Below are 16988 nucleotides of genomic sequence, written 5' to 3' on the forward strand. Positions count from 1 at the left end.
TTAATAGAATTAACTATTAAACTTTAATGATGAAATACAAATATTATAATTTATCAAAATCAAAAAAAATTCGCTATTTAATACACGAAAAAAAGAATAGACCTTATATTGTATTCTTGCATGGTTTTATGTCAGATCTTGAAGGAAAAAAACCTAAACATTTTTTAAAGTTTGCAGTTAAAAAAAATTACAGTTTTTTAGCTTTAGAATATTCAGGTCATGGAAAGTCTTCAGGAAAATTTACTAGTGGAAATATAAGTAAGTGGACTAATGAAACCTCCATACTCATAAAAAAAATCATAAAGAAAAATAATTTCATATTAATTGGATCAAGTATGGGAGCCTGGATTTCTCTCAATCAATTTAAAATTTTTAAAAATCAAATTAAAGGTTTTCTTGGAATAGGATCAGCTCCTGAATTTTTAGAAAATTTAATGTGGAAAAAATTTACTAAAAATATGAAAAAAGAAATTACTGGAGAAGGAGTAATAAATTTAAAACATGGAAAATATGAATATCCGATCACATTACAATTGATAAAAGATGGTCGAAAAAATAAAATTTTAAAAAAAATTATTAATCAAAAGCTAAACATTACCATGGTGCATGGTGAAAAAGATGAGTCTGTACCAGTTACATATTCAAGAAAAGTTTTAAAACTATTTAAAAAAGCTCAAAAAAAATTAGTTATCGTTAAAAATGGAGATCATAGTTTATCTTCAAAGAAATGGTTAAAAATGCTAACTAAAGAGTTGAATTTAATTCTCTAACTTACTTCTTTAATAGTTTTTTTAAAAGTAATAGGATTGCTTAGTTTATCTAGCATTTCTTTAGGGCATACTTGAATAAAGTTTTCAATTTCGTTTTCAAAGTTACTTATTATTTTTTTAGATAACTCAGAGTTAGTCTCTAATGCATGTTCAGCTACGAGTTTTTTTAAACTGTTTGACCAAAATTCTGTTTCTATTTTTTGCCATACAACAGAATCTGGATTAACTTTTTTTTCAAAATCGTTTGAAATGTCATATACAAATGCCATTCCCCCTGTCATTCCTGCTGCAAAGTTATCTCCGACATTTCCTAATATTACTACTGTCCCACCCGTCATATACTCACAACCATTTGAGTCGCAACCTTCGATAACTGTTGTTGCTCCTGAATTTCTTACTGCAAATCTCTCTCCTGCCTGACCTGCTGCAAACAATCTTCCTGAAGTTGCTCCATATAAAACTGTATTCCCAATTATTGTATTTTCATTTGAAATTAAATTGCTCTCTTCTGAAAGTTTAATGGAAATAATCCCGCCTGAAAGTCCTTTTCCAACATAATCGTTAGCATCTCCTTCTAGTACCAACTTCAAACCTTTTGTAGCAAATGCTCCAAATGATTGACCAGCTGAACCTTTGAAGTTAAGTGATAAAAAACCATCCTCTAATTTCTCATAACCAAATTTTTTGTACAAATGATGACTTATTCTAGTTCCAACAGCTCTATTTGTGTTTTTTATAATATATTTTTTATCAATTGTTTTTGACTGGTCTAATGCATTTTCAATCTCTGGCCATATCTCTTGATCAAGAGTATCTGGTACAGAGTTTATCTCAGAGTTTTCACAATATCTTTTATTATCTCCTGCATCCGCTTGAACGAATAAAGGGTTTAAATCTAAATCATCTAAGTTTGCTGATGCTTTGCTAACCTGCATTAATAAATCTGTTCGTCCGATGATTTCATTTAAAGATTTAAATCCAAGTTTAGCTAAAATCTCTCTTACTTCTGAAGCTATGAAAGTGAATAAATTTACAACCTTATCAGGTGTACCAGTAAATTTTTCTCTTAATTTTTCATCTTGGGTACACACTCCTACCGGACAAGTATTTGAGTGACATTGTCTAACCATAATACATCCCATGGCAACTAAAGCTGTTGTTGCAACACCATATTCTTCTGCTCCCATCATTGCAGCAATTACAACATCTCTTCCAGTTTTAATTCCACCATCAGTTCTTAGGGTAACTTTATGTCTTAAATTATTTAACGTCAGAACTTGATTGGCTTCTGTTAGTCCCATCTCCCATGGTATACCAACATATTTTACACTTGTCTGTGGTGTGGCTCCTGTGCCTCCATTATGTCCTGAAATTAAAATTATATCAGCTTTTGCTTTAGCTACACCGGCTGCAATTGTGCCTACTCCAGATGATGCAACTAATTTTACACCAATTCTTGCTTTAGGATTAATTTGTTTTAGATCATAAATTAATTGGGTCAAATCTTCGATTGAATAAATATCGTGATGAGGTGGAGGTGAAATCAAAGTAACCCCAGGTGTAGAGTGTCTTAGCTTTGCAATTTCTTCTGTAACTTTAAATCCTGGTAACTGACCACCTTCTCCAGGTTTCGCACCTTGTGCAATTTTTATTTCTATCTCATTACAATTGTTTAAATAATTTATTGTCACTCCAAATCTTGCTGAAGCAATTTGCTTTACTCTTGAATTTGCACTATCGCCACTTTCTAAAACTTTAAATCTCTTTTCATCTTCACCACCTTCACCACTACATGATGCACCTTTAATTCTATTCATCCCCATCGCTAAAGTCTCGTGTGCTTCTTTTGATAAAGCTCCATGAGACATACTTCCACTACCAAATCTTTTTAAAATATTCTTAATTGGTTCAACTTCAGAAATATCAATTGAGGGTCCTAATTTTCTTTTTCTAAAATCAATTAAATCTCTTAGATTAATTGGGGGTAAGTTATAAATTCCCTCAGCATATTTTTTGTATGCATCATAAGAATTAGATCCTACTGCACTTTGTAAGAGGTGTATCAATTTTCCTTGATATTGGTGTGTTTCACCATTTTTTCTGTAACGGTAAATTCCGCCTATAGGCAAAACTGTATCTGAATTTTCATAGGCCTCTTTATGATTAGCTCTTATTTTTTTTTCAATCCCAAGTAAACCTATTCCAGAAATTTTTGAAACTACACCTGGAAAATAATCAGCAACAATTGTTCTACTTAAGCCTACTGTCTCAAAATTGCACCCGCCTCTATATGAGCTTAAAACAGAAATCCCCATCTTGGACATAATTTTCAAAAGACCAGCGTTAACAGATTTAATATATCTCTCAACACACTCATCAAAACTAAATTGACCAAATAATTTTTTTTCGAATCTCTGGTACAAACTATCAAAGGCTAAATAAGGATTTACCGTTGTTGCACCAACCCCTATTAAAGTTGCAAATGAATGGGTGTCTAATGCTTCTCCAGATTGAACATTTATTGACACATATCCTCTTAATTTTTTCTGAATTAAAAATGAATTTATTGCCCCAACACATAACAACATTGGCATCGGCAGATTATTAGATGATAAATTTTTATCACTTAAAATTATTTGGGTAACCCCTTGTCTTACTGAAATTTCAGCTTCTTTTTGAATTCTATCAATGGCGGATGATAAAGTTTCCTCACTTAAGAAAGTACAATCGATGACCGTGGAATTTTTTCCAAAGAAATTTATGAATTTATCAAATTGTGAATTAGACAAGATTGGACTGTTAAGCACATAAATATTTTCTTTAGTTAAAGTGTCAAAATCTAAAATATTTCCTAAATTTCCAAATCTAGTCTTTAAACTCATGACTTTATTTTCTCTCAACGAGTCAATTGGTGGGTTTGTAACTTGACTAAAATTTTGCCTGAAAAAATGATATAAAGGTCTATATTTATCAGATAAAACAGCTAGAGGAGTATCGTCTCCCATTGATCCGGTCGCTTCTTTTGCATCTTCAGCCATTGGATGCAATATAAGTTCTAAGTCTTCTAAACTTATTCCAAAAGTATGCTGTTTTCTTCTTAGCTCTTCACCAGAAAATGTATTTTTTTCGTTCGAGATTACTAACTTGTCATCTAAGTCTATAATTTGAGAATTAAAATGTTTGTATTCTTTTGCTAAAAAATCCTTAATTTTTTCATTTGTAAATACTTTTCCTTTTTCTATTCTTACACCAATTATCTCTCCAGGCCCTAATCTTCCCTTGGACAGAATCTTTTTCTCATTTAACTCAATCATACCTGTCTCAGAACCTGCAAATAAGAGTTTGTCTTTAGTGATTGCATATCTAAGAGGTCTCAAACCATTTCTATCATTAGCAACTATAACCCATTCATTGTCTGTTGCTGCTATTGCTGCTGGACCATCCCATGGCTCCATTGTGCTATTTAAAAAGTTAAATAATTGTTGATGATCCTTAGGTAAGGTTTTACTTTTTTTTGACCAAGCATCTGGCACCAACATTAATTTTGCAAGTGGAGCAGGTTGGCCAGAGATATTTAATAATTCAAAAACATTATCTAAAGCAGCAGAGTCAGATGCCCCCTTTTGAATTACTGGTTTCAAGTTATTTACATCGTCAAAAAGAGGACTATTCATTTCCTCTTCATGTACTCTCATCCAGTTTTTATTGCCCCTATATGTATTAATTTCTCCATTATGAGCTATTGCTCTAAAAGGTTGAGCTAAATTCCAGCTTGGTGCAGTGTTAGTTGAAAATCGTTGATGAAATATTGCATATCTTGAAATAAATCTTTCATCTTTTAAATCCAAATAAAAATCAGAAATTCCCTCAGCTAGGAACATTCCTTTATAAATTATTGACTTTGAACTCATTGAACAAATATAAAAATTATTCAACGATGAGCTAAAAGCACTATTTTCAATTTTTCTTCTCGTCTCGTAAATTTTTCTCTCTAAATTTTTATTTAGTAAATCTTTGTCATTTGATTTAAATAAAACCTGAATAATTTCTGGCATTGTTTGAAATGCTTTTTCTCCTAGAACTTTTGGATTTACTGGCACTTGCCTCCAACCATAAATATTAAAATTATTTTTGGTTAACTCACTCTCTACGATTGTTTTACAATTTTCTTGAGAAGCATAATCATTTCTTGGTAGAAAAATCATTCCTACGCAAATTTCTGCGTTATCATACTTGTGTCCAGTAACTTCAATCTTTTCTATGAAAAAATCTTTGGGTATTTCTAAGTGAATACCTGCTCCATCGCCAGTTTTTCCATCTGCATCAACAGCTCCTCTATGCCAAACCGCTTTTAATGCCTCAATGCCATATTCAACAATCTGACGTGATTTTTTTCCCTCTGTTGAAGCAATCAAACCGACACCACAAGCGTCATGTTCCATTTCCTTCGAATAGACGTGATTTCTTTCTAATAATTCAACGTTTTTTTTATAATTGTTCATCACGCGACTTTGGATTGTTTGATCTCTTTACTTTCTAAATATTTCTTTATTGAAGTTGCTGCATCTCTACCATCTTTAATTGCCCAAACCACTAATGAAGCTCCTCTAACAATATCTCCTGCTGCAAAAACACCTTTTAAGTTTGTTTCCATGGTATCAAAATCAGTTTTAATAGTTCCCCATTTTGAAATTGAAAGTTCCGGTGCATCAAATAATGTTGGTAAATTTTCTGGATCAAAACCTAATGCTTTTATTACCATATCTGCCTTGATCTCAAATTCAGATCCAATTTTAATTTCAGGTCTTCTTCTTCCTGAATCATCAGGCTCTCCTAATTGAATTTGATCAACTATAACTTTTTCAATTTTACTCAAACCTTTAAATTCTTTAGGGCTTGATAACCAAACAAATTCCACACCTTCTTCTTCAGCATTAGCTACTTCTCTTGCTGAACCTGGCATATTTTGTTTATCTCTTCTATATAAACATTTAACTGATTTAGCATTTTGTCTAATTGATGTCCTTACACAGTCCATTGCAGTATCTCCACCTCCTATGACTACGACATCTTTGCCTTCGGCATTTAGAACTCCCTTATCAAATAAATCTACCTTATCACCTAAACCCTTTCTATTTGATGCAGTTAAAAATTCCATTGCAGGAAAAATATTATTTAAATCGTTTCCTGATAAATCTATCTCTCTTGCTTTGTAAACACCCGTTGCAATAAGCAACGCATCGTGTTTTTTTCTTAACTGGTCCAATGTTGAGTCTTTCCCAACTTCAAAGTTCTGAATAAATTTAATTCCACTCTCTTTCAGTAAATTAGTTCTTCTCTCAACAACAAATTTTTCTAGTTTAAAATTAGGGATTCCATAAATCAATAGTCCACCAGGTCGATCATATCTATCATATACTGTGATTTTATAACCTTGTTTTCTTAATTGTTCGGCAGCTGCAAGTCCTGCTGGACCTGCTCCAATTATTCCAATGCTTTGATTTTTTTCACTTTGGATTTTAATAGGTTTTACCCAGCCTTGTTCCCACGCTGTATCTGTAATATATTTTTCCATAGAGCCAATTGTTACAGTTCCATGACCTGATTGTTCTATGACACAATTACCTTCACATAATCTATCTTGAGGACAAATACGTCCACATACCTCCGGCATATTATTAGTACTTTGTGATAACTCATATGCTTCTTTAACTCTTCCTTCTGCAGTCAATTTTAGCCAGTCTGGAATATTGTTACTAAGAGGGCAGTGTACTTGACAAAACGGAACTCCACATTGTGAACATCTGCTTGCTTGCTCCTTTGCTTTTTCAGTTATAAATTCGTCATAAATCTCATTAAAATCAGACTTTCTTTTGTCCACCTCTCTTTTAGGTGGGTTTTGTTGACCTATTTGAGTGAATTTTAGCATTTTATCAGTCATAAAATTTTTAGAATTTAAGCAAATTATACATAGTTTTTAATAGTTAAAGCTAAAAAAGAGACAGTAATATTGACCTATAATTTTAATATAATAGCAATTTTAATGGCTAATACCACTATTGCATATCTAATATGCTTAAATCGAATTGTTTAAAAAAAAAATTTATAAGCTACGACGTTGTTATGTTTCAAAATATTATAGAAATTTTTATTCTTTCTTTAATACAAGGTGTGTCTGAGTTTTTGCCTATAAGCTCTTCAGCTCATTTAATTATTGTTTCAACTTTATATGAATTTCATTCTAGTTCGCTATTAATTGATACAAGTCTTCATTTAGGATCTCTCTTAGCAATAATATTTTTTTTTAAGCGAGAATTATTTGACCTTAAAAATAATCAGAGAATTTTGTTATTAATATTTTTTGGATCATTTCCATTAATTATCGTGGGTTATTTTATATTCAAAACAGGATTAATTGATTTATTGAGAAATATAGAAGTTATAGCTTGGACTACTTTTATTTTTGCTATTATTCTTTTTTTTGCTGATAAGAGTAGATTTGATAATAAAATTTCAACCAATTTAAATCTAAAAACAATATTGATAATTGGATTATTTCAAATATTGTCATTAATACCTGGGGTAAGTAGAGCTGGTATTACAATTACTGCAGCAAGGATTTTAAAATTTAATAGAGTAGACTCTAGTAAAATTTCATTTTTACTTTCAATTCCAGCTTTAGCTGGTGCTAGTTTTCTTAGTTTAAGTGATCTGACTTTGGAACAAATTAATTTTAACCTTCAAGTGTTAATGGCTATAATTTTATCTTTTATTTTTTCTTATATTACAGTTAAGTACTTTCTAATTTATATTAACAAATTTTCTATGAATGCATTTGTAATTTATAGGATATTGATTTCATTTTTGTTGTTCTATCTAATATACTAAAGTTTTTTATTCTTAACTAATGGTAAAAGTTGAGATAGCAGAACTCCACTCAAGATAAAGATACATCCTAAAACATTATTGATATCTAAAATTTGATTTAACAAAAACCATGCAGCTATAGTTGCAAATACGCCTTCCAAAGAAAATATAATTGCAGCTGGAGCTGGAGTGATGTTTTTTTGTGCATAAATCTGTAGAACAAAAGCTAAACCTCCTGACAAAACACCTGCGTACAAAATTTCAATTTTTTCTTGTAAAATATTTTCTAAAATTAATTCTTCAAATATTAATGCTATAATTAAAGATAGTATTGCCACTATAAATGTCTGGATTGCTCCAATTGTAAGAGGATAATTATATTTTTTTATGATCATCCCAGTAAAAATTATATGAGTGCTCCAAAAAAAAGCTCCTAAAATAACTAGGCCATCACCAATTCTCACCGTTGTATCGTAAAAATTTGTGAGTAAATAACCACCAATTACACATAAAATTACTGAAGGCCAAACACTCCAATGTATTTCTCTCTTATGAAGAAAAAAAACTATTATTGGAACCATTGGCACATAAAAAATAGTAAAAAAGGCAGCATTTGCTACATCAGTATAAATTAAAGCCACTTGTTGTAGTGCAGAACCTAAAAATAAAGATAAACCGATTAAAGTCACAAGATATAAAAAAAGTTTTTTATTTACCTGAAAAGAGGATCTAAAGTTTTTAAACTCAAAAATATAAGCAAGAGGAACTATCGCGAAACATCCCACAAAAAAGCGTATTGAGTTAAAAGTAAATGGACCTATTTCATCCATTCCTGTTTCTTGAGCTATAAAGGTAGTTCCCCAAATGAAAGTGCATAGCAAAGCACTTAATAAGGACATGGTCTTAGACATTATTAGACTGCTAGTTTATATGCAAAATTTTTACCAAGATTGTCTTTTAAATCATTATTAAATCTTGCAGCTTCAGCTCCATCTATAATTCGATGATCATATGATAAAGAAATTGGTAACATGGTGCGTGTTACAAATTTATTATTCATAAAAATTTGTTTTTTTTGACTTTTACCAACACCAAGAATAGCAACTTCAGGATAATTGATTATTGGTGTAAAAAATGATCCACCAATGCCTCCTAGACTTGTTATTGTCATTGAGCCACCAAATAATTCTTTTTTATCAATTTTAAGATTTCGACATAACTCGCTTACTTGTTTTAAATCTTTACTAATTACAGAAATATTTTTGTTATTAGCATCTCTAATTTTTGGAACCATTAATCCATGAGGGGTATCTACCGCAATTCCAATATGATAATACTTTTTCAAGGTCATTTTTCCATCCTCAATTTCGTCTATCGAAGAATTAAAGCTTGGAAATTTTTTTAATGATGCAACTAAAGCTTTAATAATGAACGCTAAAGGAGTAATTTTTTTTTTCTCCCCAGTATAAATATCTGTAAGTGAATTTCTAAAATTTTCTAGTTCTGTAATATCAATTTCATCGTGATTAGTAACATGAGGAATATTTGACCAAGAATTCATCAAATATGTTGAGGCTAATTTCTTTACTCTCGGCATATCTTTTGTTTCAACTTCACCAAATTCTGAATGTGAGTATTCTAAATTAATTTTTTTTGGTAATTTTTCCTCTTGATAATCAACAGGTGCATTTTGCTTATTTGAAATATAATTCTTTATATCTGCTTCTGTCACTCTACCTTGTCTTTCACTTCCGTATAAGCTGTTGATGTTTACACCCAATTCTCTTGCAAATTTTCTTACTTTGGGTGATGCAAGAGCAAGTAAATTATTGTTAGATCTTATGGTGCTAACATTTTGACTTGGAACAACTTGACTTGGAGTATCTTCTATTTTGACATCTATTTCAGATAATGACTGTTCTTGATTTTTGATAGTTTCATTTGATTTAACTGCATCACTTGATTTACTTACTTCAATTTCTAAAATCTTTGATCCCTCAGAAATCTTATCTCCAACCTTTACTATAACATTTATAACTTTACCCTCTTCAATACTAGGGATTTCAACACTAGATTTGTCGCTTTCTATAGTAATTAATGGATCATTTTTTTTTATAGATTGTCCTTCTGAAACAAGAACTTCAATTACTTCCACATCTTTAAATTCTCCAATATTTGGTACTTTTAAATCAATAAGAGACATGCTTTCTTTATAATTTGGTAGGCATTGGCTTGTTTGGATCAATTTTAAATTTCTTCATCGCCTCTGTGGCGTATTTTGAGGCAATTAGTTGCTCTTTAGATAAAATACTTAAACCATAAGCAACGATGTGTTCTTTATCAACTTCAAAAAAATTTCTTAAACTTTTTCTAGTATCACTTCTACCAAATCCATCTGTACCTAAAGAGTAAAAACTTTTTTCAACATATGGCCTAATTTGATCAGAGTTAATTCTCATATAATCAGAGGCAGCCATGATTGGCCCCTCTGTTTTTCCCAAACATTCCTCAACATAAGATTTTTTTTGTTCTTTGTTTGGATTTAGAAGATTGTATCGCTCAACTTCCATTCCATCTCTTCTTAATTCATTAAAACTTGTCACGCTCCAAACTTCACTATCAATTTGATATTCATTTTGTAAAATCTCTGCACCTTTAATCATTTCTCTTAAAATAGTACCAGATCCAAGAAATTGAATTTTTGTTTTTTTATTTTTATTAAAGTCTCTTATTTTGTACATCCCTTTTAAAATACCTTCTTCACACTTTTTATCTTTCGGCATTTCAGGGTGAGAGTAATTTTCATTCATTGTAGTAATATAATAAAAAATATTTTCTCTTTTTTCATGCATTCTTCTTAATCCTTCTCTAAAGATTACAGCTAATTCATAATGAAATGTTGGATCATAACTTATGCAGTTTGGAATAGTTGAGGCCAATATATGACTATGTCCATCTTGATGCTGTAAACCTTCTCCCGCAAGTGTAGTTCTTCCGGCTGTTGCACCAATTAGAAAACCTCTAGATTGACTGTCTGCGCCGGCCCAAGCCAAATCTCCAATTCTTTGAAAGCCAAACATTGAATAAAACAGATAAATTGGGATCATTTCAATATCATGATTTGTGTATGATGTTCCTGCCGCAATCCAAGATGACATTGCACCAGCTTCGTTAATACCTTCCTCTAAAACTTGTCCTTTCTTATCTTCCCTATATGAACTTAATTGAGCAGAATCTTCTGGTTCATATTTTTGTCCTTCATGAGCATAAATACCTATCTTTTGAAAAAATCCCTCCATACCAAAAGTTCTAGCCTCATCTGGTATTATTGGAACTAATCTTGGAGCAACATTTTTATCTCTTAATAAATTTGTTAACATTCTTACCAAGGCCATTGTTGTCGACATTTCTTTTTCACCTGTAGAAACTTTCATATTGTCAAATATATCTTTTGGAGGAACTTTAATAGGTTTAGCAAATGTACTTCTTTCAGGAATAAATCCACCTAACTTAAGTCTTCTTTCTTTTAAGTATTTTATTTCAACAGAATTTTCATCTGGCTTATAATATTCAATATTTTTTACTTGCTCATCAGTTAAAGGTACATCAAATCGATCTCGATAATACATAAGATCATCAATATCTAATTTTTTAGTTTGATGAGTAGTATTCACACTTTCACCGGTTTTACCCATCCCATATCCTTTAATAGTTTTGGCGATTACAACCGTTGGACTTCCTATATTTTTTGTTGCTCTATCATAAGCAGCAAACACTTTGTGGGGATCATGACCTCCTCTATTTAATCTCCAAATATCTTTGTCTGATAAACTCGATACTAGTTCTCTTGTTTCTGGGAATTTACCAAAAAATTTTTCTCTAACATAAGCTCCATCTCTCGCTTTCATTGCTTGATATTCACCATCTACTGTTTCATTCATTGCTTTTACTAAGTGTCCAGTCTTATCATTTGCTAATAATGGGTCCCAATATGAACCCCAAATTACTTTGATTACATTCCAGCCTGCTCCTCTAAAACTTCCTTCAAGTTCTTGAATAATTTTTCCATTACCTCGAACAGGTCCATCCAGTCTTTGTAAATTGCAGTTAACTACAAAAATTAAATTATCTAATTTTTCTCTTGCTGCTAAACCAATTGCACCTAAAGACTCTGGTTCATCCATTTCACCATCACCTAAAAATGCCCAAACTTTTCTACCTTCATCTTTAATTAAACCTCTATTGATTAAATATTTCATGTATCTTGCTTGATAGATTGCAAGCATGGGACCAAGCCCCATGGAAACAGTTGGGAATTGCCAAAAGTTAGGCATCAACCATGGATGAGGATATGATGATAAGCCTCCAGGCTTAACTTCTTGTCTAAAATTGTCTAATTGTTTTTCGTTTAATCTTCCTTCTAAATACGCTCTCGCATACATTCCTGGAGCACTATGACCTTGAAAATAAACTAAGTCTCCACCGAATTTATTATTTTTTGCCCTGAAAAAATGATTAATTCCCACATCGTATAAAGTTGCAGCTGATGCAAATGTTCCTATATGTCCACCTAATTCTGGAAATTTTTTATTAGCTCTAACAACCATTGCTGCTGCATTCCATCTAATAAATGATCGAATTCTTCTTTCGATATTCTGGTCCCCGGTAGATTTTTTTTCCTCATCAGCTGGAATGGTATTTATATAAGGGGTATTTTGAGTGTAGGGAATATTCACTCCCTGCATATATGCCTTATTTATAAGTTCCTTAATTAGATAATGAGCTCTGTGATTTCCATCTTTATCAATTACTGCAGATAAAGACTCTAACCATTCTTGGGTTTCTAAAGGATCTATATCACCTTGATTTACAACTTGAATAATTTCAGGTTTTTCTGGGGTGACAATCTTATTAGTTTGAACAACATTTTCTTTTTCTTTTAATGCTTGTTCTGCCTCCCTAATTAAATTTTCAGTATCTTTAGGAATTATTTTTTCATCTTTGCTAGACGTATTTTCAGAAGCAACTGTTAAAATTAAATCATCTTTTGAAACTTTATCTCCAACTTTAATATTTAGGCTCTCGATTTTTCCATCTAATGTAGAAGGAATCTCCACACTTGATTTATCACTTTCAATAGTAATTACAGGATCACCAGGCTTAATTTCATCACCCTCTTTAACTAAAACTTCTATTACTTCAACTTTTTCGAAATCTCCTATGTCTGGGACTAATAATTTAGAGCTCATTTTTTTAAGAACTTATACACTAAAAAATAGATAATTATTCTTAATTTTAGACACATTTTGTGCAAATTTTTAACAATCTTAGATGAAAAATTTTAAATATGATAAAAAAATTAATATTTAAAATTTTAAAAAACAAGAATTTTAATCCACTTGATAGTCAAATTTGGATTCAAAAAATTATTTTAGAAGAAAAATTTAATAAAACTAATTTTTAGATTTTTTCTATACAAATTGCTATACCCATTCCACCCCCAATACAAAGTGTAGCGCAACCTTTGGCTTTGTTTTGCCTTAACATCTCATAAATTAATGTCACTAAAATTCTTGTTCCAGACGCACCAATTGGGTGTCCTAATGCTATTGCGCCTCCATTAACATTAACTTTATTTTTATCAATATTTAGCTCTCTGATAACTGCAATACTTTGAGCAGCAAAAGCTTCATTAATTTCAAATAAATCAACATCATCTATTTTCCAATTAGTTTTTTTTAAAGCCATTCTAACCGCTTCTATTGGACCTAAACCCATTAATGATGGATCAACTCCAACAGATGCCCAAGATGTAATTTTTACAAGAGGCTTTAAATATTTCTGTTTAGCCTCTTCCAAAGTTGTAAGAACAACTGCTGCTGCACCATCGTTAATTCCAGATGAATTACCAGGTGTAACTGTTCCATTTTCTTTAAAAACTGTTTTTAATTTTTTTAAATCTTCAATCTTTAAGTCTTTTCTAGGATGTTCATCATTTTCTAATAAAACATTTTCTGTGTCCACTTTTATGATCTCATCACTAAATTTATTTTGCTCTAAACTTTTTTGAGCCTTATTTTGTGAGTTTAAAGCAAAGTCATCTTGTTCTTCTCTTGAAATCTTATACTTCTCTGCAATATTTTCAGCGGTTACGCCCATATGGTAATTATTAAATGCATCAATTAAACCATCAAAAACCATAGTGTCTTTTAATCTGTCTTCAGATAATAACTTCTCATTTCTGTAAGATAGTGAGTGAGGTGCTAATGACATATTCTCTTGACCTCCACAAATTACATATTTTGCCTCATTAAGCTTTAAGGATTGAAAGCCAGATATTACCGACCTTAAACCAGAACCACAAACTTGATTGACTAAATAAGCAGGTATTGATTTTGATATCCCTGCGTTAATTGCAGCTTGTCTTGCAGGATTTTGCCCTGCACCAGCAGTTAAAACCTGACCCATAATTACTTCATTCACTTCATTTTTATCGATACCAGATCGATTAATAACTTCTTTAATAACTAACGAACCTAACTGATCAGCCTTAATATCTTTTAATGAACCTTTGTACGCACCAATAGGAGTTCTCACAGCAGCTACTATTACTACTTCATTTAGTTTATTATTCATTTTTAGAATATGATTTTTAACAAATTACATTAAAAAGTGATAATACTATATTAATAAAAACTATTAACAATCAGCACCTCTAGCTCAATTGGATAGAGCGGCTGACTACGGATCAGCAGGTTGAGGGTTCGACTCCTTCGAGGTGCGCCATAAAATTAAAATGATAAAAAAACTTTTAAAATCCTCATTACAAAACTCAGTTGTTATTTTTTTTGCTTTTATTTTATTTATTTTATTAATTCTAACATTTGTTCTTTAGGCTTATGGAAAATAAATATGAACAAATAAGTTTAAAACCAGGGTTCATGAAACATAATGGTGGCTTATTGTTTAGAAATATATCAGAAACTGAATATGAATTTAAATCAACAATTAATGAAAATCATCTTAATGCAGCAGGTATAACTCATGGTGGTTATATTGCTGCTCTAATTGATGCTGGTGCTGGAACATCTGCTCATCGATCTGCAAATGGTGCTCCGTGTGTAACTATTTCTTTAGATTTAAAATTTATAGGTGCTTCAAAAACTAATGATGAAATCATTGGTAGAACAAAAATACTAAAAAAAACAAACACTTTAATATTTTTATTTTGTGAACTTTTTTGTAATGACAAAATTATAGCTTCTGCATCAGGAATATGGAAAATTTTAAAAGTAAAACAGTCTAATTTTGGGCCAGGTGGCTAAACTTTTTTAAAAAACTGAAAATAAATTGTAGGCGATATTGCGATTAAACCAACAATCATTGAATTTAAACCTGGTGCAACAAATAATAAAGCTGCCAAACCTAAAAACCACTGTTCAAAAGTTTTCAAAGGTTTTATCCAATATCCAGTAAAGGCAATCCCAATTAAACCAATACCCATTAGAGTGCCCAAAACTGTTACAGTTAGTTTAATCAAATCGAAATCATTAGTGATTAAAAGCAATGATGGAGAATAAACAAAAACAAAAGGAACTAACGCCTTAGCAATTCCCAATCTAAAGGCAGTATTACCAGTTTTAAATGGGTTTGATTTTGCAATTCCAGATGCCGCATATGCTGCAAGCGCAACTGGCGGTGTAATATCAGCCAACACACCATAATAAAACACAAAAAAATGTGCAACTAATGGTTCAATATTTAATTGAGCAAGAGCAGGTGCTGCAACTGCAACTAAAATGATATATGTGGCTGTTGTTGGTATTCCAGCTCCCATAACTATGCAGGAGATTGCTATTAAAACTAGTGAAAAAAATAATTTTAATTGATCAAAACTAAAATACGAAATTGGCCAGATATTAGAAAAAAAATTTCCTATATCTCCTGCTGTTTGTAAAACAACAAATCCCAACCTGAAACCAACACCAGTTAAAGTAACTACTCCAACAATTATTCCAACACATGTTGCGGCTGCGCCAACCGCAAGAGTATTTTTAGCTCCTGAAGCTAGACAGTTCCATAGATCAATAAAGTTAAGTTTATTTTTTGGTTTTAATATTCCAACAACTACACAAGCAATAATACCATATATTGCTGCAAAATCAGGAGTTCTTCCTGCTAAGATAAAATAAACTAATACTATTAATGGTAGCAATGATAACCAGTTATCTTTCATAATTTCAAAAAACTTGGGAAGTTCTTTCTGATTTAAACCCCTTAAGCCAAGTTTTTTTGCCTCCAAATGAACCATTATAAAAATTCCAAAATAATGAAATAAAGCTGGCAATAAAGCAGCTGCTAAAATATCTTTTAATGGTAATCCCAAATACTCAACCATAATGAATGCTGCTGCTCCAAGTATTGGTGGTGTAATTTGTCCACCAGTAGAGGAAGCTGCCTCAACAGCTCCTGAAAAATGTGATGGATATCCAATTTTTTTCATTGCAGGAATAGTTAATGAACCCGTGGTCACAGTATTTGCAATTGATGAACCTGAAATTGTACCCATAAATGCTGAGGAGAAAATTGCAACTTTAGCTGGCCCACCAGAATACCTGCCCGCAAGCAACATTGCTAAATCAATGAATAATTTGCCAAGACCTACTCTTGTTGCTAACACTCCAAATAAAATAAATAAAAATACATACTGCGCCATAACTCCAACAGCTATTCCATAAACACCTTGGTTAGTAATATAGATATGATTCACGAAGCCTAACCAGCTCGTACCTCCATGTTTCAATGCTCCTGGCGCATACGGTCCAAATATAGCAAATAAGATAAATATTATGCTAATAATTGGAAGTGTTGGACCAACAGATCTTCGAGCAGCCTCTAAAGTTAGCAAAATTAATACTGATCCCATAGCAACATCGATTAACTCTGGGTTTCCAACTCTTGCTGCTAAAATTTCTGAAGGAAGCAAAGGAAGGTATAAAGCAGATGTAACTGTTAAAATTGCAAATATATAATCTAGGACAGAAACATTTTGAAAAGAAAACAAGGTTTTATTTGTTTCATTCTCAGTATTTTTTTTCCAGCTAAAAACAATAAAAACTAATCCGATAACATAAGCAATATGAATGCCTCTATGTAAAACTTCTCGAACTAAACCAAAACCAGATGCCCAAAAATGATAAAGCGACATTGAAACTAAAATGGTAGTGACAATAATTGATAATTTTGGTCCTAATTTTCTAAATGATAACTGAGGATCATATTTTTCCTCAAATTTTTTTAAATCTTCAATTGATGTTGAATTTTTTTCCATAAAAAAACCCTGGATTAATT

At 31.4% G+C, this 16988-nt stretch carries 10 protein-coding genes and 1 tRNA gene; 4 read left to right on the forward strand and 7 right to left on the reverse strand.

The annotated features are described in order from the left end of the window. Positions 1 to 29: 29 nt before the first annotated feature. A complete protein-coding gene (locus B9N70_RS05705; RefSeq protein ID WP_231909381.1) occupies positions 30 to 770 on the forward strand; it encodes an alpha/beta hydrolase in 741 nt (246 codons plus the stop codon). Here the strand turns inward: B9N70_RS05705 and gltB are convergent. Then, positions 767 to 5272: a glutamate synthase large subunit gene (gene gltB, locus B9N70_RS05710; protein WP_085114835.1), complete on the reverse strand. Its 4506-nt coding sequence runs from the start codon at positions 5270 to 5272 to the stop codon at positions 767 to 769. The genes B9N70_RS05705 and gltB overlap by 4 nt on opposite strands. Then, positions 5272 to 6711, reverse strand: a complete 1440-nt coding sequence (locus B9N70_RS05715; protein WP_085114836.1) for an NAD(P)-dependent oxidoreductase — start codon at positions 6709 to 6711, stop codon at positions 5272 to 5274. Before B9N70_RS05715 ends, gltB begins: the two co-directional genes overlap by 1 nt. Before the next feature lie 182 nt (positions 6712 to 6893). On the opposite strand from B9N70_RS05715, the gene B9N70_RS05720 reads away from it, so the two are divergent. Beyond that, complete coding sequence (locus tag B9N70_RS05720; protein ID WP_085115136.1) at positions 6894 to 7658, forward strand: undecaprenyl-diphosphate phosphatase; 765 nt, start codon at positions 6894 to 6896, stop codon at positions 7656 to 7658. Here the strand turns inward: B9N70_RS05720 and B9N70_RS05725 are convergent. The 4 genes from B9N70_RS05725 to B9N70_RS05740 all read right to left on the reverse strand — a co-directional run bounded on the left by B9N70_RS05725 (position 7655) and on the right by B9N70_RS05740 (position 14273). Further along, on the reverse strand, positions 7655 to 8536 hold the full coding sequence (locus tag B9N70_RS05725; protein WP_231909382.1) for a DMT family transporter: 882 nt from the start codon (positions 8534 to 8536) through the stop codon (positions 7655 to 7657). The genes B9N70_RS05720 and B9N70_RS05725 overlap by 4 nt on opposite strands. Positions 8537 to 8550: 14 nt before the next feature. Then, complete coding sequence (locus B9N70_RS05730) at positions 8551 to 9840, reverse strand: 2-oxo acid dehydrogenase subunit E2 (protein WP_085114838.1); 1290 nt, start codon at positions 9838 to 9840, stop codon at positions 8551 to 8553. Between the two features lie 7 nt (positions 9841 to 9847). Then, positions 9848 to 12886 carry a pyruvate dehydrogenase (acetyl-transferring), homodimeric type gene (gene aceE, locus B9N70_RS05735; RefSeq protein WP_085114839.1) on the reverse strand — a complete coding sequence of 1013 codons (3039 nt, stop codon included), beginning with the start codon at positions 12884 to 12886 and terminating at the stop codon, positions 9848 to 9850. A 211-nt stretch (positions 12887 to 13097) separates the two neighbouring features. Beyond that, complete coding sequence (locus B9N70_RS05740; protein ID WP_085114840.1) at positions 13098 to 14273, reverse strand: acetyl-CoA C-acetyltransferase; 1176 nt, start codon at positions 14271 to 14273, stop codon at positions 13098 to 13100. A 73-nt stretch (positions 14274 to 14346) separates the two neighbouring features. Between B9N70_RS05740 and B9N70_RS05745 the strand changes: the two genes are divergently transcribed. Together B9N70_RS05745 and B9N70_RS05750 are read left to right on the forward strand one after the other, a co-directional pair. Further along, positions 14347 to 14423: transfer RNA gene (locus tag B9N70_RS05745), tRNA-Arg, on the forward strand. A 113-nt stretch (positions 14424 to 14536) separates the two neighbouring features. Then, positions 14537 to 14962 carry a PaaI family thioesterase gene (locus tag B9N70_RS05750; protein ID WP_085114841.1) on the forward strand — a complete coding sequence of 142 codons (426 nt, stop codon included), beginning with the start codon at positions 14537 to 14539 and terminating at the stop codon, positions 14960 to 14962. Here B9N70_RS05750 and B9N70_RS05755 read toward each other — a convergent pair. Then, on the reverse strand, positions 14959 to 16968 hold the full coding sequence (locus tag B9N70_RS05755; protein WP_085114842.1) for a TRAP transporter permease: 2010 nt from the start codon (positions 16966 to 16968) through the stop codon (positions 14959 to 14961). The two genes, B9N70_RS05750 and B9N70_RS05755, sit on opposite strands and share 4 nt — an antisense overlap. Between the last annotated feature and the right edge of the window lie 20 nt (positions 16969 to 16988).

This window comes from Candidatus Pelagibacter sp. HIMB1321, from assembly GCF_900177485.1.
Classification (GTDB): domain Bacteria; phylum Pseudomonadota; class Alphaproteobacteria; order Pelagibacterales; family Pelagibacteraceae; genus Pelagibacter.

What these genes read in the sequence shown, in the direction of transcription:
- B9N70_RS05750 (WP_085114841.1), top strand. Translation starts at nt 14,537, where the DNA reads ATGGAAAATAAATATGAACAAATAAGTTTAAAACCAGGGTTCATGAAA.
- aceE (WP_085114839.1), bottom strand. Translation starts at nt 12,886, where the DNA reads ATGAGCTCTAAATTATTAGTCCCAGACATAGGAGATTTCGAAAAAGTT.
- B9N70_RS05725 (WP_231909382.1), bottom strand. Translation starts at nt 8,536, where the DNA reads ATGTCCTTATTAAGTGCTTTGCTATGCACTTTCATTTGGGGAACTACC.
- B9N70_RS05720 (WP_085115136.1), top strand. Translation starts at nt 6,894, where the DNA reads ATGTTTCAAAATATTATAGAAATTTTTATTCTTTCTTTAATACAAGGT.
- B9N70_RS05755 (WP_085114842.1), bottom strand. Translation starts at nt 16,968, where the DNA reads ATGGAAAAAAATTCAACATCAATTGAAGATTTAAAAAAATTTGAGGAA.
- gltB (WP_085114835.1), bottom strand. Translation starts at nt 5,272, where the DNA reads ATGAACAATTATAAAAAAAACGTTGAATTATTAGAAAGAAATCACGTC.
- B9N70_RS05715 (WP_085114836.1), bottom strand. Translation starts at nt 6,711, where the DNA reads ATGACTGATAAAATGCTAAAATTCACTCAAATAGGTCAACAAAACCCA.
- B9N70_RS05740 (WP_085114840.1), bottom strand. Translation starts at nt 14,273, where the DNA reads ATGAATAATAAACTAAATGAAGTAGTAATAGTAGCTGCTGTGAGAACT.
- B9N70_RS05730 (WP_085114838.1), bottom strand. Translation starts at nt 9,840, where the DNA reads ATGTCTCTTATTGATTTAAAAGTACCAAATATTGGAGAATTTAAAGAT.
- B9N70_RS05705 (WP_231909381.1), top strand. Translation starts at nt 30, where the DNA reads ATGAAATACAAATATTATAATTTATCAAAATCAAAAAAAATTCGCTAT.